General features: G+C 62.2%; 16 protein-coding genes and 1 pseudogene. 9 read left to right on the top strand and 8 right to left on the bottom strand.

The genetic code is table 11. The features are described from left to right. The 4 genes from ACE1EY_RS12055 to ACE1EY_RS12040 all read right to left on the bottom strand — a co-directional run bounded on the left by ACE1EY_RS12055 (position 1) and on the right by ACE1EY_RS12040 (position 7,066). Positions 1 to 1,353, bottom strand: coding sequence for a MotA/TolQ/ExbB proton channel family protein (locus ACE1EY_RS12055; RefSeq protein WP_291512783.1), 1,353 nt, complete (start codon positions 1,351 to 1,353; stop codon positions 1 to 3). 14 nt (positions 1,354 to 1,367) lie between these two features. Beyond that, entirely contained in the window at positions 1,368 to 2,156 is a 789-nt protein-coding gene (locus tag ACE1EY_RS12050; protein ID WP_291512784.1) for a DUF3450 domain-containing protein, read from the bottom strand. Positions 2,157 to 2,503: 347 nt separating this feature from the next. Continuing rightward, positions 2,504 to 3,940 (bottom strand): hypothetical protein, encoded by a 1,437-nt coding sequence (locus tag ACE1EY_RS12045; protein ID WP_291512785.1) that lies wholly within the window; start codon positions 3,938 to 3,940, stop codon positions 2,504 to 2,506. A gap of 66 nt (positions 3,941 to 4,006) precedes the next feature. Beyond that, entirely contained in the window at positions 4,007 to 7,066 is a 3,060-nt protein-coding gene (locus tag ACE1EY_RS12040) for a TonB-dependent receptor domain-containing protein (RefSeq protein ID WP_291512786.1), read from the bottom strand. A 344-nt stretch (positions 7,067 to 7,410) separates the two neighbouring features. On the opposite strand from ACE1EY_RS12040, the gene ACE1EY_RS12035 reads away from it, so the two are divergent. From ACE1EY_RS12035 to ACE1EY_RS12010, 6 genes are all read left to right on the top strand, one after another. Then, on the top strand, positions 7,411 to 8,322 hold the full coding sequence (locus ACE1EY_RS12035; RefSeq protein ID WP_370300267.1) for a DUF1295 domain-containing protein: 912 nt from the start codon (positions 7,411 to 7,413) through the stop codon (positions 8,320 to 8,322). Positions 8,323 to 8,325: 3 nt separating this feature from the next. Next, positions 8,326 to 9,426, top strand: coding sequence for a cyclopropane-fatty-acyl-phospholipid synthase family protein (locus tag ACE1EY_RS12030; protein WP_291512788.1), 1,101 nt, complete (start codon positions 8,326 to 8,328; stop codon positions 9,424 to 9,426). Further along, a complete protein-coding gene (locus ACE1EY_RS12025) occupies positions 9,423 to 10,190 on the top strand; it encodes a hypothetical protein (RefSeq protein ID WP_291512789.1) in 768 nt (255 codons plus the stop codon). Before ACE1EY_RS12030 ends, ACE1EY_RS12025 begins: the two co-directional genes overlap by 4 nt. A gap of 60 nt (positions 10,191 to 10,250) precedes the next feature. Then, a complete protein-coding gene (locus tag ACE1EY_RS12020) occupies positions 10,251 to 11,873 on the top strand; it encodes an amidase family protein (protein WP_291512790.1) in 1,623 nt (540 codons plus the stop codon). Positions 11,874 to 11,965: 92 nt separating this feature from the next. Then, complete coding sequence (locus ACE1EY_RS12015) at positions 11,966 to 13,441, top strand: lysyl oxidase family protein (protein ID WP_291512791.1); 1,476 nt, start codon at positions 11,966 to 11,968, stop codon at positions 13,439 to 13,441. Positions 13,442 to 13,544: 103 nt separating this feature from the next. Further along, complete coding sequence (locus ACE1EY_RS12010; RefSeq protein WP_291512792.1) at positions 13,545 to 13,961, top strand: hypothetical protein; 417 nt, start codon at positions 13,545 to 13,547, stop codon at positions 13,959 to 13,961. 10 nt (positions 13,962 to 13,971) lie between these two features. On the opposite strand, the gene ACE1EY_RS12005 is transcribed toward ACE1EY_RS12010, so the two are convergent. From ACE1EY_RS12005 to ACE1EY_RS11995, 3 genes are read right to left on the bottom strand one after another with little or no spacing between them, the layout of a single operon-like run. Then, positions 13,972 to 15,000, bottom strand: coding sequence for a hypothetical protein (locus ACE1EY_RS12005; protein WP_291512793.1), 1,029 nt, complete (start codon positions 14,998 to 15,000; stop codon positions 13,972 to 13,974). 53 nt (positions 15,001 to 15,053) lie between these two features. Beyond that, the gene (locus tag ACE1EY_RS12000) at positions 15,054 to 16,154 is read right to left on the bottom strand and encodes an acyl-CoA desaturase (protein ID WP_291512794.1); all 1,101 of its coding nucleotides are present in this window, start codon (positions 16,152 to 16,154) and stop codon (positions 15,054 to 15,056) included. Between the two features lie 51 nt (positions 16,155 to 16,205). Continuing rightward, on the bottom strand, positions 16,206 to 17,333 hold the full coding sequence (locus ACE1EY_RS11995; RefSeq protein WP_291512795.1) for a ferredoxin reductase: 1,128 nt from the start codon (positions 17,331 to 17,333) through the stop codon (positions 16,206 to 16,208). Between the two features lie 184 nt (positions 17,334 to 17,517). Here ACE1EY_RS11995 and ACE1EY_RS11990 point away from each other — a divergent pair, with 184 nt between their 5' ends. From ACE1EY_RS11990 to ACE1EY_RS11980, 3 genes are all read left to right on the top strand, one after another. Continuing rightward, entirely contained in the window at positions 17,518 to 18,159 is a 642-nt protein-coding gene (locus ACE1EY_RS11990; RefSeq protein ID WP_370300265.1) for a TetR family transcriptional regulator, read from the top strand. 24 nt (positions 18,160 to 18,183) lie between these two features. Then, positions 18,184 to 19,368 carry an esterase/lipase family protein gene (locus ACE1EY_RS11985; RefSeq protein ID WP_370300264.1) on the top strand — a complete coding sequence of 395 codons (1,185 nt, stop codon included), beginning with the start codon at positions 18,184 to 18,186 and terminating at the stop codon, positions 19,366 to 19,368. 556 nt (positions 19,369 to 19,924) lie between these two features. Next, positions 19,925 to 21,880, top strand: coding sequence for a DUF1302 domain-containing protein (locus ACE1EY_RS11980; protein ID WP_291512798.1), 1,956 nt, complete (start codon positions 19,925 to 19,927; stop codon positions 21,878 to 21,880). 47 nt (positions 21,881 to 21,927) lie between these two features. On the opposite strand, the pseudogene ACE1EY_RS11975 reads toward ACE1EY_RS11980, so the two are convergent. Continuing rightward, positions 21,928 to 22,683 (bottom strand): annotated as a pseudogene (locus tag ACE1EY_RS11975) (bifunctional glutamine synthetase adenylyltransferase/deadenyltransferase); the annotation flags it as partial.

Below are 22,683 nucleotides of genomic sequence, written 5' to 3'. Positions count from 1 at the left end.
TTACCGCCCTGCGCGCTCGGCGACGATTCCGGCGCTCTGCTCCTCCAGCACATGCAGGATGCGCTTTGCGCGCGCGAACAACATGGCATGGAGCAGCATCATCGGAATGGCCACGATCAGACCCAGCACCGTGGTGATCAGCGCGCTGGAAATACCACCGGCCATCGCCTTGGGGTCGCCGGCGCCGTAGATCGTGATCGCCTGGAACACGATGATCATGCCGGTCACGGTACCGAGCAGGCCCATCAGCGGCGCCACCATGGAGATGATCTTGATCATCGGCAGCCCGCGGTGAATCGCCGGACGTTCCTTGATGATGGCCTCGCCCAGTTTCAGCTCCAGGGTTTCGACATCGTCGTTGGCATGCTCCTGGCCCACCTTGATGATACGACCCAGCGGGTTGTTCTCGGATGCCTCGTCGGATTTGCGTTGCTTGGCGACCTGGGCCGACAGCATGGACAACCCAGCGAAGCGCCAAAGCGCCATCAGCAGGCCGAACACGCCCACGCCGGTGATCACGTAGCCGACCAGCTTGCCCTGGTGCCAACGCTCCATCGGCGTCGGCGAATTGATCAGCGCCTTGAGGTAACCACCACCGGCGGCGCCCGTCGGATCGATGCCCACCGGGGTGTAGCCGGATTGCGCCGACTGCAGATTGTTGGCCCCGCCGCCGTATCCCTGCGGCTGACGCGGCAGTACGGACACGCTCTGGGTGCCTTCATCCCAGGACAGGTAATCGCCATCGGAGACCAGGTTGAACAGCCCAATACGCACGATCTCGCGATTCGGATTGGTGCCGACCTTAGTCTGGTACTTGGCGACCGCGGATGACTCGGTCATCTCCCGGTGCAACTCGTACCAAAGCCCCTCAATCTCGTCGACCGTGGGCAGATCGGTATCGTCGTTCATCTTCTTGATGAGCTGGTCGAGGAACGCCTGACGGCCGTCGAACTGGCTGCTGGTGATCGAGTTGCGCAGACGCACCCGAAGGTCACCAGCCGCGCCGGTCAGATGACCGAACAGCTCTTTTAAGGAACCCAGGCGCTGGTCCCGCTGCGCCCGCTTTTCCTCAACCTTCAATTCGTTAGCGTTGAAACGCTTCTCCAGGCCTGCGGACTGCTTCTCCAACGTGGCGATACGCTGCTCGGCTTCACGGATCAGGCGATCCTGCTCCGCCTTGTCCGCCAGGAATGCCTGCTCGCGCTCGCGATTCTCAGCACGCGCCTTCGACCGGCCTTCCTTCACCTCCTGCAGCAGCTCGCGCATCGACAGGTCGTCGTCCTGCGCCGTGGCCTGGGAGAGTGGGCCGGCGGCCATCAAGGCCACCGCGACGACAGAGATCCAACGCTTCATGTTGCACTCAGCCATTATTCCGTCTCCGCTGCGACAGGGGCGGGAATGGGCAGCGTCACCAGATCGATGGACGCCTGCTTCTTGGACATCTTGATGCCTTCGCGAACGCTGTTCCGGTAGGTGCCGGCATCCAGCTTTTGCCAAGTCTTGTCGCTGTGATTCCAGACCACGGTGGTGGTGGCATCACGGGTCTGGGCGACCAGTGCCACGCGGCCGACACGCAAGACATCGACCTCCTTCTCCTCGCCATCGATCTCGACGATGTCCTGGTAGGTGTCGATCTTGCGGCCGTAGTCATTCTCGATCTGGTAAGCCTCGAGGACCTGACGGAATTTTTCCGCCACGTTCAGATCGGGCTTGCCCACGCTGTCCTGCACGAAGGAAATGCGTTCCAGCCGTTCAGTTTCATGAAACGGCAGATCGATCTCCACGAAATCGGTCAGCGCGTCAGTCATTCGGGTGATCAGCGGCAGCATCTGTCGCTCGATCTGGGCGACCTGGTCAATCGAGGAATCGAAGCGCGTGATCAGCGCTTCCTGCGTCTCGATCTGGGTCGACAACTGCTTGTTGTACTGCTCCAGGCCTTCAATCTGCTTGCGCAGCGCCCGGTAGGTGATGAGCTTTTCCTGCTTGGCCTCGACGATGCCGTCGATCTTCTCCTGCGATTTTCGGCCTTCTTCTGCCTTGGCCTTGCCTTCTTTGACGACGCTGTCCAGCGACTGCGCAGACACACCCAGTGCAGTCACGCATCCCAGTGCCACAACGGCCGATCGCCACCAGGCGATCCCGGAGGAATCCTTCATCACTGCTTCCTCAATAGTTAGTCGGTTCAACGCACGCGGCAGGAAGTCACCGCTTACGCAAGTCTCCCGGGTACGTGTTCTGTCACACGCTCGCCCCTCTGAATTTTCCAACACCGGCACTTGGCTGGGTTGTAGAAAATTACAGCGAAGGAGCCTGACACCCGGCGAGTGAAAGTTCTGCAAAAAATAATGGGCGGCGATTGCACCTGGAACAGGATCAGTTGACCCCACACGCAACCGTTTTTACCCATCTTCCAGTGGATCACTTACAACGAAAGAAGTGAGGAGAAGCGGCCGTTCAGCTACGCCGCTTCCCCTCACCCTGATCAGATGACTGACCGGCGTACTTAGAGCGTGCCGTCCAGCGTCCAGCCAGCCCACCAGGCTTCGGTGGCATCCGGGTCAACCGCGCCGATGTAATCGGTCTGGTCGAGGAAGGCCGGAATGGCGGTGCTGTTGCTGTTGCTCGCGTTGAAGGCGGCAAAGTCCGTCGGCGTAATGCCGTTGGCAGCAGCCAGCGTCGCGGCGTACATGGCGTTCAGCGCCGGATCCATCGTGCTCACCGGAGCCGTCTGGATGTTGTTCGTCTGGTTGGTCGCATCGGTCTCGAACGTCGCGGCATCACAGATGAACTGGTTGATATCCAGCGCAGGCGGGTTGGCCGTGGCGTTCTGCTGAGCAGCCATGCCTTCCACTTCCACGCACACGTCGGGGGTGCCGGCAGTGGCGTCGACATCGATGATGGTGTGGTGGAAGAAGCCACCCGTGCCTGCCTTCAGGCGGAAACCAGCGTCTTCCGGGTCACCGTCACAGACGAACGTAGCGTTGACGATGGTCGGGATCGACAGCGGTGAGGCCGCGCCCTCGGTATCGGCTTCGATGCAGTAGTCGCCTTCATCAGCGGCCTGCACAGCCAGCAGGTACTGAATGTTGCCAACATAGCCTTCGTCCCAGTCCAGCGACTCGTCGCCGTTGGCCGTCAGCACGACGTACTTGGCGTTCACGGAACCCCCGTAGAACTCGACGCCGTCATCGAAGTTGCCGTGGACCTGGATGTACTCGACCGTGGTGCCAGAACCGACGCCCACGAAGGAGATGCCGTTAATCTCGTTACCGACGGCGAACTCGAAGCCACCTTCGGCGACGATCAGGTAGCGCAGCGTGCCGCTGTCATCATCAGGCGTGAAGCCACCGGCAAAACCGGATTCGCCTTCGGAATCGACGTTGCATGCGGCACCCGCGGTGCAGGTGTTGTGATTGCCATAACCCTGCAGGATCAGGCCGCCCCATTCCTGGTTGCCGTCGAAGCCGTCGTCTTCGGAGGACATGATGATCGGGGCCTCGGCCGTGCCGTTGGCTTCGATCTTGGAGCCGCGGGTGATCACGATGTTGGAGAAGCCAGGGGACGCTACAATCTGCGTACCCGCTTCGATTTCCAGCGTGGCGTTGATGACCGCGGCGCCGTTGGCCAGCGTGCCCTCGGTGGTCGACATTTCCAGATTGCCGTTACCCACTGTCACACGACCGTCAATCCGCCAGATCGTGTCGGCGGTGAGCGTCGTGTCAGCGGTGATCGTGGACGGCAATTGGCAGACATCCACACCGTCTTGCTGCTGGCGAGCCGAAGCAAAATCCGGGCAGCTGGATGTGCCGGTATCGGGATCAACGACCGTACCGCCGCCACCTTCAACAACAATCGAGGTTTCATCGCCTTCGGTGCAACCGTGCAAGCCCACAGCGGCTGCGGCGACGGTGCTCACCAGCAATAGTTTCGAGAACTTCATATCAAACTCCGTCAGTTTCATTGAGTCACTTGAGGCGTCACACGAGGTGACAAACGTGCACTCGGTTTAAAAATTCCAGTCGATTCCAGCTTCAAGCGTCACGCCCTGCTTGTACTCCTGGAATACCTGCCCGCCTTGAGTGAACTCGACAGTTTCGTCCAGAAGATTTCCTGCCTTGGCTCGTAGAACCAAGGAATCCGATAAATAGGCTTTGTACGTCAGATCAAGGTCCAGACGAGGCTCTTCGATCACGTCAGGCAGGTCGGTCAGACCCACGTCCACAATGGTTTCACCGGACTGGTTGAGCAGTGCAGTGAACTCCTGGCGGATGGACCCGCTGTAGTCGTCAAACCCGAAGACGACGTTGGCCGTGTAGTCCGGCTGACCCTGGAGCTTTCTGGACTCTCCACCTGCCAACTCGATCTCCGAATCGATCCAGCTGGCATTTACGGCGACGAAGAGAGAGCGTGAGCCGCTGTCGTTGATGTCGAAGTCGCGACGCCCGTCGAACTCGATCCCGTAAAGGTCCGCTTGTTCGCCGTTCTGGAATGTCCGCGAGTTGCCTGCAGTACCCGATGCCGGTTGCAAGACGCGCTCGATGGGGTCGTCAATGGTCTTCTGGAACAACGCCACGCTGACGCTCTCGCTCTCCGACCAGTACAACTCCCACCGCAGATCCAGGTTGGTGACTTCCGAGACCTTCAGGTTCGGGTTGCCTCGAACGCGGAAGTCGAACTGGTTGTCGTAGAACGTCGCATTCGACGTTTCCTTGAAGTCAGGACGGGAGACCGTGCGGGTCGCTGCAAGACGAAGCTGCTGGCTGTCGGTGATCTCCCAGTTGAACGACAGTGACGGCAACAACACGTCATCGTCGATCAGCGACGGGACCGGCGCACCATCACCCGCAATCGAGAAGGTATCCGTCGCCTGCTCGTAGGATTCGTAGCGCACACCCGCGATGATTTGGTAGACACTCGCGAAGCGCTGCGAGAACGAGGTGTAGACGCTGTTCAGGTCGAGCTCCGCTTCGTAGCTGTCACTCGGCAGCGTGCGATCGGAGAATGTCAGCCCCGTGCTCTGGTCGCCGGTGATGTTGTCCAGCGTAATGACGTCGCTGACCTGACGGTTCGGAGCATTGGTGTCGTATTGCGATTCGTTGCCGATGAAGCCGAAGGCCTGCGAATCGGAATCACGCTCGCGATGAATCAGCTGCAGGCCGAAATCGACGGTGGCAGCGCCCAGCGCATTGTCGAACAGGTACTCGAAGCTGCCCGATGCGTCCAGGTTGTCGTCGGACAGATCGTCATACCGGCGCACCAGTTCCGGCACGATCAGGTCGTAGACGCCGTCATTGCCTTCCAGATCGAAACGAACCTCACGACGATCCGGGGCGTAGCGCCGGGCATTGCTCCCGGTAACCTGCCAGTTGGCGACAAGGCCACCCGAACCGAGCACGTGTTCCCCCGCCACCTGCTGGGAGAGGAACTGACGTTCTTCCCACTCGATGTTGTAGCGGTAGGATTCCGAGCCGGAGTCACCGTCACGACCCTGGGTGACGCGCGTGGTGGCTTCGGTGGAACGAGACACCAGTGTCGTGGACTGGTAACTGCTGTCGCCCACGTTCAGGCCCAGGGACAGCAGGCCGCTGGTATCGATGGTGTTCGAGGCTTCCTCGAAGGCGAAGTCGTCGAAAACCCCGCCATCCGTCGTGTAGGTCCGACGCACACCCTCTGTTTTCTGACCCCAGTCATTGCGGTAATTGCCGGCAACAAAGAAGCCCAGTTCGTTCCCGCCCACGGTGAACAAATTGCCGTAGTTGGCACCCAGGGAAACCTTCGGGGCAGCCGTCGCGCTACCGAGGTCCAGATCATTCATCAACTGCACGGCAGCAATCTGACCAAGCGCTTGACGGGTGCCATCGCTGTAGCTGTCCTGACACTCGTCGCAGGCAAACAGCGAGGCGATCGCTTCCACGCCACCCGGCACGTCGCGAGAACCATCATCGAAACCAAAGGCGTCGTAGTCGCCTTCGATCGGGTCGAAAGCAACCTCATCACCAGTCAAACCCGAGGTGTAGCCCAGACTGACTGAAAACTTGCCGGCCTCTTCATCAGGGAAGGTGCGGGTATTGATCACGAGGTTCCCACCCGTGCTCTCGCCCGGCATGCTGGCAATGAAGGTCTTCTTCACGTCGAGCTGCTTGACGATATTGCTCGGGAAGAGATCCAGCGGCACTTCACGCTTGGTCGGATCCGTCGAGGGCATCGTAGCGCCGTTAAGCGTGGTGGTGATGTAGCGACCACCCAAACCGCGGATGAACACAAAACGGTTGCTTTGCACGGTCACACTGGGCACGCGCACCACCGAAGCGGCAACGTCCGTGTCACCAAACCGCGCGATCTCTTCGATTCCCAGGGTTTCGATCACGTTGACCGAAAAGCGCTCCGACTCACCAAAAGCTGACGGGTTAAAGGTGCCCAGCACGACGACTTCTTCGATATCGGACGCGGCGCCTGCGGTGCCGTACTGGTACCGGCCCTGCAGGGTGATCCCGCTGATCACACGCACCTGCTCCGTCTTGGGCTCACCCAATGTGGGATGCGCGATCTGGAGGCTGTAGACGCCTCGCGGCAGTTCCAAGCTAAAGCTGCCATCGGAGCCGGATTCGGCCGCATCGCCGGTCTTGGCGACCGTGACCGTTGCGCCCGACAAGGCCTGACCATCGTTGCGCAGCCGACCGGTGAGCGTGCCCTTCGGAGCCGCTGCACGATCGCGGGCTGTCTCGGTCGGGAAGTAGCTTTCCACAAACTGCTGTGGATCTTCGCCGCTCTGCAACGACACGCTGACGTCGACCAGCTGGCCGGCAGCTGAGGAGAAGTTGAAGCGATGGACTTCGACACCGCCCAGCAGCACGGCGACGCTGTGCCGGCCGGCGCTCAGATCAAAGCTGGCGGAGCCGCTGGAGTCGAGAATCTCGCTCTGCTCACCATCGACGACAACCTCCAGGCCGGTTGCTGCTGCGCCGTCTTCGAACGCGTACAGCACCAACTCGTCGGCAGCACTGACGATTCCGGCGCCGGTCATCATCGCAACAGCGAGGATTCCTCTCAGACTTCGCAGGCTCATCTCAACCCCTTAACTCGAAAAATGTGTCCCACGGTGCGACTCGCCGTTTGGCGATCCGCGCCGCGCTCTCAATTCAGCGGCCCACCGAATTGCGCTCAGGCGCTCATCGGCACGGTGTATGTCGCGAGGAATCCCTTTCGGCCGCAGCGGCATTGATCAGCACTGCCGATACAACGCGTTGTTGCCATCGCGGTTCCGCCGGTACCGGCCAGGCCGCTAATGGCCCGGCGACGCGGCGACGCGAACACCCCCCGAAGATGCGTGAATACAGGTCACGAACTCTCGTGCACCTAACGTGATGGCGCAGAGAGTAAGAGCGGTATTTGACGGTCTTGTGACAGTCCGTGACGAAGGACCAAAAGCCCGTCGGGGTTTGCTTTTTCACCGGCCCGGCTGACGGCGGCAAACGGTTCTTGCATCTGGGGGCCAACAACGGTCGAATGACACAGCTCACACCGGCACCCGAACACCCCATGAGTTTTGCCGCCACCTACCTGCTCGGCCTGGCCGTCATTTCGCTGATTCTGTTCGCGACCTGGCTGCTTCAGCTACGCACACGCAACGCCGGCCATGTCGACATCACCTGGTCGTTTTCGCTCGGCATCGCCGCCGTGACCTATGCGTTGCTGGCCGACGGCGCCCTGCTCATGCGACTGCTCGCCGGTGTGCTTGGGCTCGTCTGGTCGGCCCGGCTGGGCGGGTATCTCTATTTGAGGAATGTCGGCACGCCAGAGGACAGCCGCTACACCGCTTTGCGCGAGAAGTGGGGCCAACAGCAGGACCGCAACATGCTGCTGTTCTATTTATTCCAGGGCCTGATGGCCTGGATACTCAGCCTGCCATTCGCCATCGTCGCCTTCCGTCCGGACATCGCCGCGGCGCCGCTACTGGTCGCCGGCGTGCTGATCTGGGCGGTCTCCGTGCTCGGCGAAGCGCTGGCCGACTATCAACTGATGCGGTTCAAGGCCAATCCGGACAATCGGGGCCAGGTTTGCCGCGATGGACTCTGGTACTACTCCAGGCACCCCAACTACTTTTTTGAATCCCTGCACTGGGTGGCCTACGTCCCGCTCGCGTTCGCCAGCGGCTGGTGGTGGCTGACACTGATCAGCCCGGTGCTCATGGCCTGGCTGCTGCTCAGGGTCTCCGGCGTGCCGGGCGTCGAGACGCCGGAAGGTAAATCCAAACGGGCCGGTTACGACGAATATGTCCGCACCACCAGCCCGTTCATTCCCTGGCCTCCGAAAAAGGCGTAGACCATGCTCTCACCCATCGAACTCTGCGAACGCGGGCTAGTGCCCGATACCCTCGCCCGCGCCGGCATGCGCCGCCTGATCCAGAAGCGCTTGGACGATGAAGCCGCATCCAACCCCGAACTGCGTGCTGAAACCATTCGCCAGCTGGTCCGTGACTGGTCCGAAGGCGACATCGCCGAACAGACCGACGCCGCCAATGCACAGCACTACGAGGTGCCGGCGGAGTTTTTCCTGCGCTCCCTGGGCGAGCGGCTGAAGTACAGCTGCTGCTACTACCCCACGGGCACGGAAACGCTGGAGCAGGCCGAGAACGCGATGCTGGCGCTCTACGCCGAGCGCGCCCAGCTGCAGGACGGCATGCGCGTGCTGGATATCGGCTGCGGCTGGGGGTCGCTAACGCTTTGGCTGGCCGAGCACTACCCGGCAATGGAGATCGTGTCGGTCTCGAATTCCAACGGCCAGCGCGAATTCATCGAACAACAGGCGGCCTCGAAGGGTCTGACGAACATTCACGTGATCACCTGCGACATCAACGTGTTTGACCCGGCGGATCACGATGAAGCGGCCGGTTTCGATCGCGCCCTGTCGGTGGAGATGTTCGAGCACATGCGCAATTACAAGGAACTCCTGCACCGGATCAGCACCTGGCTCAAGCCCGAAGGCCTGCTGTTCGTGCACATTTTCGCGCATCCGCATCTGGCCTATCCCTATGAGGACAGGAGTTCGACCGACTGGATGACCCGCTACTTTTTCAGCGGCGGCGTGATGCCCTCGCAGCACCTGCTCATGCACTTTCAGGAGCACATGCAGATCGCCGATCACTGGTGGGTGGGTGGACAACACTACGAAAAGACCTCCAATCACTGGCTGGAGCGCATGGACGCCGAGCGCGCACGGATTCTTCCGCTGTTCGAGCAGGCCTACGGCAATGCCCGCGACGGCAAGCTCTGGTTTCAGCGCTGGCGCATGTTCTACATGGCCGTCGCCGAGTTCTTCGGCTACCGCGACGGGCAGGAATGGGGCGTGGGGCACTACCTGTTTCGGCCACGTGTGGCTGCTGTTGCGGATCAGGTCCACCTGTCCAAAGACGCCGAGGCTGCATGATGCGACTGGTCGCATGCCTGCTCGTTCTGTGCGCGCTCTCGCCGGCACTGGCCGCCGAGGAGCGCGAATTCATCGGCTACGGCTACACACTGGAAGGGGACGAATTCCGGTACATCGAGCACCACCGCCAGATGCTCGACAACGCCGGCACCGTCACCGCCTGGAAGGTGGATTTCTGGGACGCGTCGGGCGAGAAAATCGCCGAAAAGCGGTTCATCCCAGGGGACAACCCCAGCGTGCCCGGCTACGACTTCAAGATGCTGACCACCGGCTACCGAGAAGGCATCGAGAATGTCGACGGCCCGAACATCATCCTCTACCGGCAAAAGCCCGACGAGGACAGCAAGACCACCAAGAAGCTGGAGCCGCGCTCGCAGGCCTGCGCCGATTCCGGGTTCGACCAGTACGTCCGCGAACACTGGGACACGCTGCAGTCCGGCGAACGCCTGAAGTTCCAGTTCATCGCGGCCGGGCGGCTTAGCGCCTACGCCTTCCGCGCCGAAAAAACCGGCGAATCCAGCTTTGAGGGCCGGCCGGCCATGGATCTCAAGGTCGCCCTGGATTCCGTGTTCGGCGTGTTCGTCGACCCGCTGCGCCTGACCTACAGCCTCGACTCGCAACAACTGCTGGAATACCGCGGCATTGGCAACATGCAGAACGCGGACGGCAAGGTCTACCCGGTGCGCGTGAGCTACTACAGCGAGACGCCATCCGAAGCCAAGGCGGCGGTGGCCGCTGCCCGGGGAAACAGGCCCGCAGAGTGAATGTCAGACGGGCACAGGGTTTGCGTGGAAGGCTGAACCCGTGCCCCCAATGCTCGTCTGATGATCCCAGCGTTCACCGTACGACCTTTCGCGCTTGGCCGCGCCGCTTTCACCACGTTGGCGTTCGCCTGCCTGGCGGGCTGCGGTCAATCATCCAGTCCGACGAGTGCACCCGGCACCCCGCCAGCGCCCACGACCTTCGCCCTGCTTGAGGCCACCGTCGCAGACGTGCAGGCGGCGTTTCGCGGCGAACAGGTCGGCGCCGACGGGCAGACGCTGAACTGCGTGGCGCTGGCGGAGCTCTACCTCGCTCGCATAGATGCGCTGGACAACAGCACCGACACCGGCCTGCCCATCAGCAGCATCGTCAGTCTCAACCCGCTGTGGCGAGAGCAAGCCGAGGCCCTGGATGCCACGTTCGATACGTCAGGCCCTGCCGGTCCCCTGCATTGCGTTCCGGTGCTTTTGAAAGACCTCTACGACACCTTCGATTTTCCCACCACTGCCTCGTCGCTGGCGCTGGCCGGTTCGCAGCCGCCGGATGACGCCTTCACCGTGGCCCGTTTGCGCGAAGCCGGCGCCCTGATCCTCGGCAAGGCCGGGATGAGCGAATACGCTTATTGGACACAAAGTTTCAACAGCGTTTCGCAGCGAATCGGCACGCCCTACAACACGGCCATGGATGCCGGTGGCTCCAGCGGGGGTACGGCCGCCGCCATCGCCGCCAACTTCGCGGTGCTGGGCACCGGCTCCGACACCTGCGCGTCCATACGACTGCCACCCTCAAATAACGGGCTTGTGGGCGTGCGGTCCTCGGTGGGGCTGGTGTCGCAGGACGGTCTGGTGCCGCTATCGCACAGCATGGATGTCGGCGGGCCGATCACCCGCAGCGTGCGCGACGCCGCACTGATGCTCGACGCCATGGCCGGGGTAGACACGGCGGACATCCGGACGCAGGACCCGGAACGCATCCAGCCTGCAACCTACACCGCGCACCTGAACGAGCAGGGACTGGCTGGCAGGCGAATCGGCGTGCTGCGCAGCTACGGCGGGACCGACGCATTCGGCAGCAATGCCGATGTCAATGCGATCATGGAACAGGCCATCGCCGACATCGCCGCCGCGGGTGCGGAGATCGTCGACCCCGTGGAACTCCCCGACTTCACCAACATCTCGACATTGCTGATCGTGCAGGAGTTCGCCGATCACATGGACGAATATCTGGCCAGTTTCGACGCCCCCCGCGACAGCACTCAGGACATCTTCACCAGCGGTCTCGTGCATCCGTTCATTGAGGCATTGGTGGGTGCCAGCCTGCTGCTTCGCGATACGGAATCGGAGAACTACCAGACTCAGCTCGCCAACCGCGAGGCCATGCGGGTGTACGTCGAAACCGAACTCGATGCGCGGCAGCTAGATGCCTTGATCTACCCCCCGGTTCAGCAGCCGGCACGACCCACCGGGCTGGTTCAAGGCGACAACTGCGGGTTCAGCAGCACGACGTCGATGCCGTCGATTGTCGTGCCCGCCGGACTGTCCGGCGACGCCTCCCCGCTTCCCGTCGGCATCGAGTTTTTCGGCCGCAAATGGGACGAGGCGACGCTGTTCGAAATGGCCTATGCCTATGAGCAGGCGACGTTGCGTCGCCGCCGGCCGGCGCTACCCGGTGATCCACCCCCTTAGGGCGAGCCCACCGGCCTGCGGCACTGGCACTGGCGCTGGCACGCGGGTTGCTGCGCTTCTGATGTTTCACTTTTCTTTCACGGGAAATGCGTATGCGTCGGAGCACCTACCACTGGCACCGTTGCCTCCCGGCCTTGTTGCTTCTGCTATCGGCTTGTTCCGGCAGCGCGCCCATCGCTGAGGACGGCGATCCGGTCGATCAGCCGCCAGCCCCGCTGGACGCCGTGCTCGATATCGAGGAAGCCTGGTTCTGGGACGGCGAAACCCTGGATGCCCAAGTACCAGATACCGCGCTCTGCGACACCTACGCGCCCTGCCCGGTCTACTACCTGGATGTCGCACCCGGCGGCGCCAGGCTTCGAATCGGGCTGGACACAGCCGAGCGGACCGATGCCTTCGGGATACGGGTGATGGACCCAGCCGGCGCGGTGGCTGGCGAGGACGACAATTTCAACCAGTTCAATTCCGAAGTCCTGATCGACGCACCTGCGGCCGGGCTATGGACCGTGCAGATCCGGCCCGACAACGCCACGCATGCCTCGTTTCGGATGCGGGCGAAGCTGGAATCGGAGCTGTCGGTCAACCCGCCCGCGCCGGCAACGGTGGAAGCGCTGTTACCAAACCTGCGCACCGTGCCGCCCTACGAGTTCGGCTTTGTCGCGCCGGCCAATCCACTCAATGGGGTGTATCCGCCCGATACGGTGAACCCGCCGTTGGAAGTGGCCGGCATCGCCCCCTTCTCCTGCAGCGTGGACGAGGCCGCACCGGTCTCGATTGGAGGCGCTGGAGCGGTCCGCTGCCTGCGATTCACCTCCGGCCCGATCAATCTCGGCAAGGGCCTGTATGACATGCGTTTCGAGTTGCTGGCCGACACGCTGGCGGGAGACGCCGAGATCCATCCGGACGAGCTACTGTCGCGCACCATCATCGGTCCGAAAACCCAGGTGGTTCATTACAGCGACGGCACCGAGGACACACGGCCCGCCGGGACCTATTCGTTCCATCCCATCCACGTGCATTTCCATGACGACTTCATCCTGAAGTTCGAGCTGTACAAGGTCACGGACGAATCGCTGGGCCAGTTGGTGGCCGCCGGACTGGGCACAAAATCCGGCTTCTGTCCGGCCGATCAGCTGTTCGGCAACTGGTACAGCTTCGAGCAGGGCTACGAAACCCCCGGCGGCGACAGCCCGCTGGACAACTGCTTTTCACCCACCGCCGGCACCATTGGTCTGTCCGTGGGCTGGGGCGACGTCTACCGCTGGCAGCGACCCGGCATGTACGTGGAGTTCGATGGCAACGGCAACGGCCGCTACGTCGTACGTTCCCTGGTCGATGAACTCGACAACGTGCTCGAATCCGATGACACCGATAACGTCTCCTATGCCTACATCGAGGTCCAGGGCGAGACGGTGGAAATTCTGGAACGTGGCTGGGGCACCGACCCGTGGGATGACGGCAAGGTCGTCTTCGCGCATCCAGGCCCCACGCACCGCGACCCGCTGCCGGACGAACACGTCACATTCGCAACCGTCACCGGTCAGCGTCACGTGATTCCGATGAACTGACCGTTGCGGGGTGGTGACCGGTCAGTACGAACGGCCTTTGTGTGCCGCATTTCCCATATAATTTGTGTAAATACGGACCTTAAGAAAAAGTAGAGATGACGCGATGACCCAGCACAGCACGGTGACGAACGAATCCGCGAAAGACCGCCGGCTGTCGGTGGGTCAATCATTTGAGGCCGTCGCAGAGCAGACCGTTCTGCACGTGTTTCGCGATCTGAACGTATCCGCCACCGGCCGGCTGCTAGCCAGAACGGTCGTCGACGAAACCAATACCCGCATTGTTGTCCGCGAAGACGACCTGGCCGCTGCCATTGAGACCCTGGTGGAGGGTGGCGAGCTGACGGTTGAGCACGATGCTGAAGAAGACGATTGGCTGCTGACCCTCACCGAGCAGGGCTATGCTCGCTCGCGCAGCCTGCCGAGGCCCGGTGTCAGCATCACGAAGTTCTGGCCAAGCATGAAGCAACAGATCCGGGTGGCCTCTGCCAAGCGCACCGCGGCCCGACGCCATCCGGGCTGAATGCCTCGCATCATTCGATAGTGGCAGCGACGACGTCGGATCGATAGAAGTCCTCTAACTGCCGCCGAATCTGCTGCTCCAGCAGGCCTTTCTTCTTCAGGCCGGCGACGATCTTCGGCAGGAACCGCATGGCATCCGCGACCATCATGTCGCGACTGACGCCGATATCATCGAGTAGCTCGGTGAGCGATGTCTTGCGATAGGTGTCGAAAAACACCTCGATCCCGGCCTCGATCAATTCTTTGTAGATCGGCATCTTGCGGAGCTGCTGCCAGTATTCGTAGCCGATGACGAAGAGTTCCTCGATGTCGAGCTGGCCGGCAAAGTCGCGCACGCTTGCCAGCGTGGCATTCTTGTTGGTATCCCAGAAATCCAGCACGACCTGACGGAACTCCTCCGATTCGAAGGCTTCCTGCAGATAGCGCTCGCTGGCGTTGAGGCTGGTCTGCGTGTTCTTGTTCACGTAGGTCTTGATGCCGTCCTCGAGCGACGTGCCCAGCTCGGGCCGCGCCCGGTCCACGAAAGCCTTGCCAAATTTCATGGCTGACTTGGCACCGGGCAGCTTGCCCGCGAACTTGGTGCTGGTGGCGACATAGTCGCGGACGCCGGAGTACAGCAATTCGGTGATCAGATCGGCGAATATCGGATTCGAGACGGACTCGTGTACCACCGCCTCTCGCAGCTCCTTGAGTTCCAGCACCTTGTCCAGCAATTCCTCGAACTGACGGTCCGGCAGTAATTGCTCCAGGCGCGTCTTCTCTTGAATCGGGTGCTCGTACAGGGCCAAGGCGACGTCGCCAACCAGGGCAGGAATCGCACCACCAACGGTCATGTCGGAGGCGTACCCGATCGCCGTCTGTTTCACCGAGGTGACGGTGACCACATCCTCCAGCTTCAGCTTTGCCGCATCGGCCAGCACCCAGTCGAGACGGCGCTCGACCTCGATCTGGAGGGCATCGCCTTCCAGGCGCGCGATGATCCAGGCCACATGCGCGTCGAGCAACGCCTCAGCCTTGGAGCCCGAAAAGCGATCGTTCATTGTCATCTGGAATGTCTCTGAATCCGCACCGGCAGCAAGCCTAGCAGGGATAATTAGGCAGCGACGGGCAGTGCGTTGGCCACACGATTCGGCAATGACAACCGGCCAATGCGCTTGAGTACGGTGCCGAACTGCTTGCGCAATGGCCCCTTGTTATAGGGCAGGCCATAACGTTCGCAGATTGCCTGAACCTCTTGTGAGATCTCGGCATAGCGATGGGCGGGCAGCGTGGGGAACAGGTGGTGCTCGATCTGATGGCTCAGGTTGCCGCTCATGACGTGAAACAACTTCCCACCGGTGAGGTTTGCCGAACCCAACAGCTGGCGGTAGTACCAGTGCCCGTTGCCCTCCTGCTCCAGCACGTCCTTGGAGAACTGGTGCGTGCCATCGGGAAAATGCCCACAGAAGATGATCATGTAGGTCCAAAGATTGCGGGCCAGATTCGCGGTCAGATTGCCGCCGAACACCAATGGCGCCATCGGACCGGCCAGCAACGGAAACAGGATGTAGTCCTTGAGCGTCTGGCGGCTGGTCTTGCGCCAGATCCCCTTGGCGATTTGCTTAACCTCGCCGAGATCGCGCTTGCCCTTACGCAGGCGTTCCACCTCCAGATCATGCAGGGCCACGCCGTACTGAAAGAACACCGCCAGCAGGAACGCCCACAACGGATTAAGCAGGTAGTACGGATGCCAGGCCTTGTCTTCGGACATCCGCAGCACGCCATAACCGATATCGCGGTCCACGCCCTGCACATTGGTGTAGGTGTGGTGCATGTAGTTGTGCGAATGCCGCCACTGATCGGCCGGGCAGGCGGTGTCCCATTCGAACTGGCCACCGGAGAGCTCCGGATCGTTCATCCAGTCGTACTGCCCGTGCATGACGTTATGGCCGATCTCCATGTTGTCGAGAATCTTGGAGATGGACAGCGCGACGGTACCCGCCACCCAGGCGGGCGGGAAGAAACTCAGGAACAGCAGCCCGCGGCCACCAACCTCCAGCCGGCGCTGCGTCTTGACCATCTTGCGGATGTAAGTCGCGTCGCGCTCGCCCAGGTCGGCCAGTACGCGGTCGCGGATCGCGTCGAGCTCCCGGCCGAAGGCCTCAAGCTGTTCAGGCGAGAGCGTCGGTGCGTGTGATGCAGTGGATTCAGCCATGTCGTGCCTCCTTGAGACGCAAACGTGGGGGTTTAATCAGGACCTATCGGTTCAGAGTTCCAGCGTGACGGAACCGACCGGTTGGGAGATGCAGATGCGGATCTGTTCATCCGATTCGGATGACAGTTCGCCAGTTTGAAGATTGCGCACCACACCGGCCGTCTTGCGGCAGGTGCAGGTGCTGCAGATGCCCATGCGGCACCCATGCTGTGGGCGGAGTCCGGCGGCTTCGGCCTGCTCCAGCAACGTGGCGCCAGAGTTGGTCACGAAACGCTCGCTGCGAGCGAACTGCACATCACCGCTGGCCGCGACATCGACCGGCTTGACCGCCAGACCGAACCGCTCCTGATGCAGCTGCTCGGACCAACCGTTCTGCTCGAAGACCGACCCCACCGCTTCCATCAGGCCCGTCGGACCACAAAGCCACGTTTGCGCGGCAGCCAAATCGGGTACCAGGGCAGCCAGTTGCGCGGCCGAGCAATGGCCGTTCCCAGCGCCTTGGTCGCGCGCATCGGCCGCCGTGTAGACGATCAGCACATCGATGTTCGCGTGGGCGGTGGCGATCGCCAGCAGTTCCTCTCCAGCAATCACGTCACTCGGCCGGCGGGCGTAATGCACAAAGCTGATGCGACCGGCATGCGCCTCGTCGACCAGCGTCCGCAGCATCGCCAACACCGGAGTGATGCCACTGCCGCCGCTGATCAGCACGATCCGCTCGGGGCGATGATCGGGCAGATGAAACGCGCCCTGCGGCGGTGACACCGCCAGCATCATGCCCTGATGCGCGTGATCGTATAGGTAGCGCGAAACCTCACCGTCCGCGTTCGCCTTGATCGTCAGTTCGATCAGGCCGTCGTCCACATGCACTGACTGCGCAGGAGAGAAACAGCGAACGCGCCGCACACCATCTACGTCAACCACCAACTCGATGAACTGCCCCGGTTTGAAGCCCCGCCAACGCGACAACGGACGGATGGCCAGGGTCACGCTGTCGGCCGTGGGCCGCTGCACGGCCACGACCGTCGCAGGCACGTGGCCGCTAGAGGTACGCCGGCGCAACCGCGGGTTCAGCACCTCGGCGTAAGAAGCAACCGGATGCGGATAGCTGAGCGCCGACAAAACGCGCCGACTCAGGGCAGTCGTCAGGCCGGTCGAGCGGCGGGTTTCACGATGCGGCATGGCGTGCCTCCAACGAATTCATAAGTGAACAGTCGTATACATCGTGAAGGCACCACCTATCCATGTCAACAACTGTTCACACTATTTGACTGTTATATATATAAATCATGGCGTTATGTGTTTTTCAATAAATCACCATTGGCGACATGAACCACGCCATTGCGTTTCAAGTACACTATTCTTCATGAGCACACGCACAAGCAAGCCGCGCCGCCTCTCCCGGCGTGGCGATACACGGCAAATCCTCGTCGACACCGCCCTGACGATGTTGGACGGCGACAAGAGCTTCGACGGGCTGTCGCTGCGTGAGCTGACCCGGGAGGTCGGCATCGTGCCGACCGGCTTCTACCGGCACTTTCCTGACATGGACGCCTTGGGGCTGGCGCTGGTGGATGAGGCGTTCCGTTCCCTGCGCAAGATTCTCGAAGATGTGCGCCAGGACACGCGCAGCGCCGACCGCCTGGTGGCCAGCGTCGTGAAATCCCTGGTGCGGCATATTCGCGCCCATCGCGCCGGATTCGCGTTTATCGCCAGCGAACGCTTTGGCGGCAGCGCGGTGGTCCGTAACGCGATCCGCCGCGAGCTTCGCCTGGTCCAGACCGAGCTGGCAGTCGATCTCGCGCGGCTGCCTTACCTCAAGGAGTGGAACACCACCGACCTGCACATGATCGCGTCGCTAATCCTCAACGCCATGGTGGCCAGTGCCATCGACATCCTCGACGTGAGCGCGCGTGACCGGGAGGGCGAAACCGCGCTGATGAAACGGGCCGAGCAGCACCTGCGACTGATCCTGCTCGGCGTGCCGCACTGGCAACGCGACCGTTGAGATGACACCAAAGGAAGCCTTGTCTTGAAAACCGGCCAGACATTGCGCGGCGCCGCGCGGCTTGCATGCGATGCCGTCGATGGCGTCACCGATATCGTCGAAGACATGTACCGCAACATCGCTGCGGTTTCCCCGCCGATCGGCGAGGCCCCGACCGGCAACGCACGTGGCATCGCCGGCTTCGTGCACGCGACCATTCGCAGCATCAACGGGATGACGCGCGAATCGGTGGATAGCGTGCTCGCCCGGCTGGCGGATTCGCTGGACGACGTCGCACCGCCCGGCCCCGGCCGTGAGGCGGTCGTCTCCGCGCTGAACGGCGTGGTCGGCGATTATCTCGTCGACAGCGCCAATCCGCTGGCCTTAGCCATGCAATGGCGCCGGCATGGGCTGCCGCTAAAGATGGAGCGCGACGAGCTCAAATTGCTCGTGCCCAAGGCGTCGCGCCATCTGGTGATTACCGTTCATGGCCTGTGCATGAACGATCGCCAGTGGACGCGCAACGGCCACAACCACGGCAGCTACCAGGCCGCGCGGCTAGGGGCCACCGAACTGGACCTGCTGTACAACACGGGCCGGCACACCTCGCTCAACGGTCGTGACCTGTCGGCCCAACTCGACGCACTGGTGCAGGCTTGGCCGGTCCGCGTGCGCTCCATCCGGATTCTTGCGCACAGCATGGGTGGGCTGGTGACCCGCAGTGCGCTGGCGCAGGCCGAGGCGCTGGGACATGGCTGGCCGGAGCGGATCCGCAGCATCGCATTTCTCGGCACCCCGCATCTCGGCGCACCACTGGAACGCGGCGGCAACTGGATCGATACGCTCGGCAGGCTCAGCCCCTACACCGCGCCGATCGCCCGCCTCGGCTGGTTACGCAGTTCCGGCATCACCGATCTGCGCCACGGAAGTACGCTCGACGAAGACTGGCAGGGCCGCAATCGGTTCGAGCGCAGTGACCATCGGCCATCGCTCACGCCGCTCCCGAGCCACATCATGGCGATCGCCGCCGCCGGCACGCTCGGCGCCCAGCGTACGCATCTGCTCGGCGACGGCCTGGTCCCCGTTCGCAGTGCCCTGGGCCAGACCGATGACGGACGCCCCGCCATGCGGTGGGCCGAATCCGGCACCCGCACCTTTGCCCGGATGAGCCATTGGGATTTGCTCGACGATCCTCGCATCACGAGTTTTCTCGACACGCACTGGGACTGACGCGCCCCTCGGCCGAAGCCCGGCGGTTTCGGCCAATTTTTCCCAAATTCCTGCGATTGCCCGCCTGTGGTTCGCTGGCATAGATTCGGCCCTTTCCATAATGAACCGCTTGGTACATTATCGGCAGACAAGTCACCGAATCGCATGCAGACAAGACGCGTTCGCCATAGAAGCGGGCCGCTTGCGAGCAATCCGGCGACATAGAAAACAACAGGCATTGGAGGAGACACGATGCAGACCAGGGTGATCAACGCCCCAGCGACCTTGGGGACCGCCGACGAATCCCGCCATATGCGGCTTTTGCCATCGCCCAGCGCACTTGGTCTCGGGAGAATTTCCCGAATCAGCGCCGAGACCGTTCACACCCGCTTCACCCCAACGTAGTTACAACGGCACCATCAACGTACTTTCGGGTACACAAGCCAGCCGTCGGGCAGCGTATTCGCCAGGCCAAGGCCACTAAAAAAACGGACCGAACCCTCTCGTTAGAGGACGACGATTCGATCCACTCCAGTTTGTGCGAACTGACCTTTACGACCCAGAAGGGAGACATTCAATGACGATGCATTCACGCAGTCTGCTGCGGCTGGCCGCCTTGGGCGCGGCCACCGTTCCGTTCCACGTATCCGCAGCAACGCTGGATATCGGTGGCATGGAAGCCAATATCGACACGACACTGTCCGCCGGCGTGTCGTTTCGGATGCAAGACCCCGACGAATCTCTGATCGGCATCACCAACGGCGGGACGGCTCGCTCGGTCAATGGTGACGACGGCAACTACGGCTATGAGAAGGGCGATGTGGTCTCCGCCGCCGCGAAGGTCACGGTGGACCTGGATCTCGCGTTCAATCGCAACTGGGGCATCTTCACCCGCGCCAGCGCGTTCTATAACCCCGACGCCTCCGATGCGGGTGACCTGGACGAGCGGCTTGCCGCCAACGTCTCGCGCCAGCGCGGTGACGCCGAACTGGGCGAGCGCGGACATGAACGCCTAGACAACAGCGTAGACCTGCTCGACGCGTTCCTCTATGGCAGTTTCTCGCTGGGCGGCCAGTACGTCAGCATGAACCTTGGCAACCAGGTGGTCAGCTGGGGTGAGAGCACCTTTATTCGCAACGGCCTCAACATCCTGAACCCGATTGATGTGTCGAAACTGCGTTTGCCCGGCTCCGAAATCAAGGAGGCCCTGACACCCATTCCGATGCTGTTCGTGCAGACCTCGCTAACCGACAACCTGAGCATGGAAGCGGTCTGGCAGTTCGACTGGGAGCAGGTGGAGATCGACCCTCGCGGCAGCTTTTTCTCGACCAGCGACATCGCGTCAGATGACGGCGACAACGTGGTAGTCAGCTTCGGGCGTCGTAACGACGACAACACCCGGCCGATCGGCGATCCCCGGACCGACCCGATGACCGGAGGCGATCCGGAAAACGGCGACGCGCAAGTCTGGGTGCCCCGAGGTTCCAACAAGGCTCCGGATGACGAAACCTCACAAGCCGGCGTGGCTTTCCGCTACTTCGCGGAGTCCCTGAACTCCACCGAGTTTGGTTTCTACTACGTCAATTATCACTCTCGTACACCGATCATATCGGCCGTTCGCGGGGAGTCCACCAACGCCTTCAGCATGCCGGGCGGCCCCGCTGCCGCTCCGCGCTGCACGTCATCCACCGCGGCGGGATGTCGGGCGAGTTATTTTATCGAGTATCCGGACGACATCTCGCTCTGGGGGGTCAGCCTGAACACCAACGGCCCGTTCGGCACGGCCATTCAGGGTGAACTCTCCTACCGCCCGAACAATCCGGTCCAGATCAGCGGCGCCGAAATCATCATGGCGTCGCTGGGCGTGCCCGGCACGACGCTCGGCGCCTTTGCCGCGGGCGAGACCATTCAGGGCTACGAGGAAATCGATACGGCGCAGGTTCAGGCCACCGTCACCAAGGCGTTTGGCCCGAGCTTCGGCGCGGGGCAATGGGTGATGCTGGGCGAAATCGGCTACACCCATCAGGATCTGTCAGACACCATCTTCAACGGCCCTGGCGCCGCACTGCCAAGCTGCAGAACCGCCGAATCGCTCGGCGCTGCGACACAGGCTCAGGTGCTAGCCGCCGTGTCGAACGGATCCTGCCAGGAAGCGATTGGCGGAGGGTTCGCCACCAAATCATCCTGGGGCTACCGCCTGGTGACGCGTCTCGATTACTCCAACGTCTTCGCCTCGGTGAATATTTCGCCACGGCTGGTGTTCTTCCATGACGTCAACGGCGTTAGCTCAACCTTCACCGAAGACAACAAGATCATCAGCGCAGGCGTCCAGTTCAGCTACCTGCAGCGCTGGCAGGCGGATATCGCCTACACGGTGTTCACCGGTGGCGAGGTCTACTCGGGCACCGACCCGGTTCCGCCCAGCACGCCTGGCGTCCCTGGCAATTCAACCCAATCGGCCAGCTTCGCCACACGCGCCAATGACTCGGCCGACCGCGACTTCCTCGGCGTGTCGATCAGCTACGCGTTCTGATCCGCGACCAACGCCACGCCAACCCACTTTTGGAGAGCACAATGCATTCACGACCGAATCGTCTGCTGGTTTCCGCCATCGCGGCCACCGCAGCCATGGCGACCGCGATGCCCATGCTGGCCGCGGCCGCCGTTTCCGAATCGGAGGCTGCCCGCCTCGGACAGGACCTCGCGCTCGCCAGCGTCGGGCAACGCTCGCCAGTACTGGCTGAGCGCGCTGGGAGCCTGGCGCTGGCGGCGAGCCTCGAGCAGTCGGTCGAACTCCTCCGATACCACAGCGCGGTCGGCCTCGAGCGCCGCACGAAGGCCCCCGGCATCCACGTAGCCAAGACCCAGCGCGATGCGCAGCAGCGCCTCGGGGTCACTGGGCAACTCATGCACCTGCTGGTCGGCGAGCATCTGCACCCGGTTCTCCAGTCGCCTCAGGAATCGGTAGGCCGTCGCCAGGCGTTCTGCCGTGGCCTCCGGCAGATGCCCGGCTTCCGCCAGAGCCTGCAGCGTCGGCAGCAATGCACGCTGGCGCAGGGCCGGCTCGCGACCGCCTCGGATCAGTTGCAATGCCTGCACCAGGAACTCCACCTCGCGAATGCCACCCGGACCGAGCTTGAGGTGGTCGGCGAGCTCGCGCTTCTGCACCTCGGCGGTGATCAGCGCCTTCATCTCGCGCAGGCCATCAAGTGCGGTGTAGTCGAGATAACGGCGGTAGACGAAGGGGCGCAATATCGCCAACAACTGCTCGCCGGCACGGACATCCCCGGCCACCGGGCGGGCCTTGATCCATGCGTAGCGCTCCCAGTCGCGACC

This window comes from Abyssibacter sp. (assembly GCF_964229365.1).
Taxonomy (GTDB): Bacteria; Pseudomonadota; Gammaproteobacteria; order Nevskiales; family OUC007; genus Abyssibacter.
The sequence above is the reverse complement of the archived record's forward strand: the minus strand, read 5'-3'. Positions and strand labels throughout refer to the sequence as shown.

Coding starts and splice junctions, on each gene's coding strand:
- ACE1EY_RS11990 (WP_370300265.1), top strand. CDS start 17,518: ATGAGCACACGCACAAGCAAGCCGCGCCGCCTCTCCCGGCGTGGCGAT.
- ACE1EY_RS12015 (WP_291512791.1), top strand. CDS start 11,966: ATGCGTCGGAGCACCTACCACTGGCACCGTTGCCTCCCGGCCTTGTTG.
- ACE1EY_RS11980 (WP_291512798.1), top strand. CDS start 19,925: ATGACGATGCATTCACGCAGTCTGCTGCGGCTGGCCGCCTTGGGCGCG.
- ACE1EY_RS12050 (WP_291512784.1), bottom strand. CDS start 2,156: ATGAAGGATTCCTCCGGGATCGCCTGGTGGCGATCGGCCGTTGTGGCA.
- ACE1EY_RS12045 (WP_291512785.1), bottom strand. CDS start 3,940: ATGAAGTTCTCGAAACTATTGCTGGTGAGCACCGTCGCCGCAGCCGCT.
- ACE1EY_RS12005 (WP_291512793.1), bottom strand. CDS start 15,000: ATGAACGATCGCTTTTCGGGCTCCAAGGCTGAGGCGTTGCTCGACGCG.
- ACE1EY_RS12010 (WP_291512792.1), top strand. CDS start 13,545: ATGACCCAGCACAGCACGGTGACGAACGAATCCGCGAAAGACCGCCGG.
- ACE1EY_RS12055 (WP_291512783.1), bottom strand. CDS start 1,353: ATGAAGCGTTGGATCTCTGTCGTCGCGGTGGCCTTGATGGCCGCCGGC.
- ACE1EY_RS12040 (WP_291512786.1), bottom strand. CDS start 7,066: ATGAGCCTGCGAAGTCTGAGAGGAATCCTCGCTGTTGCGATGATGACC.
- ACE1EY_RS12025 (WP_291512789.1), top strand. CDS start 9,423: ATGATGCGACTGGTCGCATGCCTGCTCGTTCTGTGCGCGCTCTCGCCG.
- ACE1EY_RS12020 (WP_291512790.1), top strand. CDS start 10,251: ATGATCCCAGCGTTCACCGTACGACCTTTCGCGCTTGGCCGCGCCGCT.
- ACE1EY_RS12000 (WP_291512794.1), bottom strand. CDS start 16,154: ATGGCTGAATCCACTGCATCACACGCACCGACGCTCTCGCCTGAACAG.
- ACE1EY_RS11995 (WP_291512795.1), bottom strand. CDS start 17,333: ATGCCGCATCGTGAAACCCGCCGCTCGACCGGCCTGACGACTGCCCTG.
- ACE1EY_RS12030 (WP_291512788.1), top strand. CDS start 8,326: ATGCTCTCACCCATCGAACTCTGCGAACGCGGGCTAGTGCCCGATACC.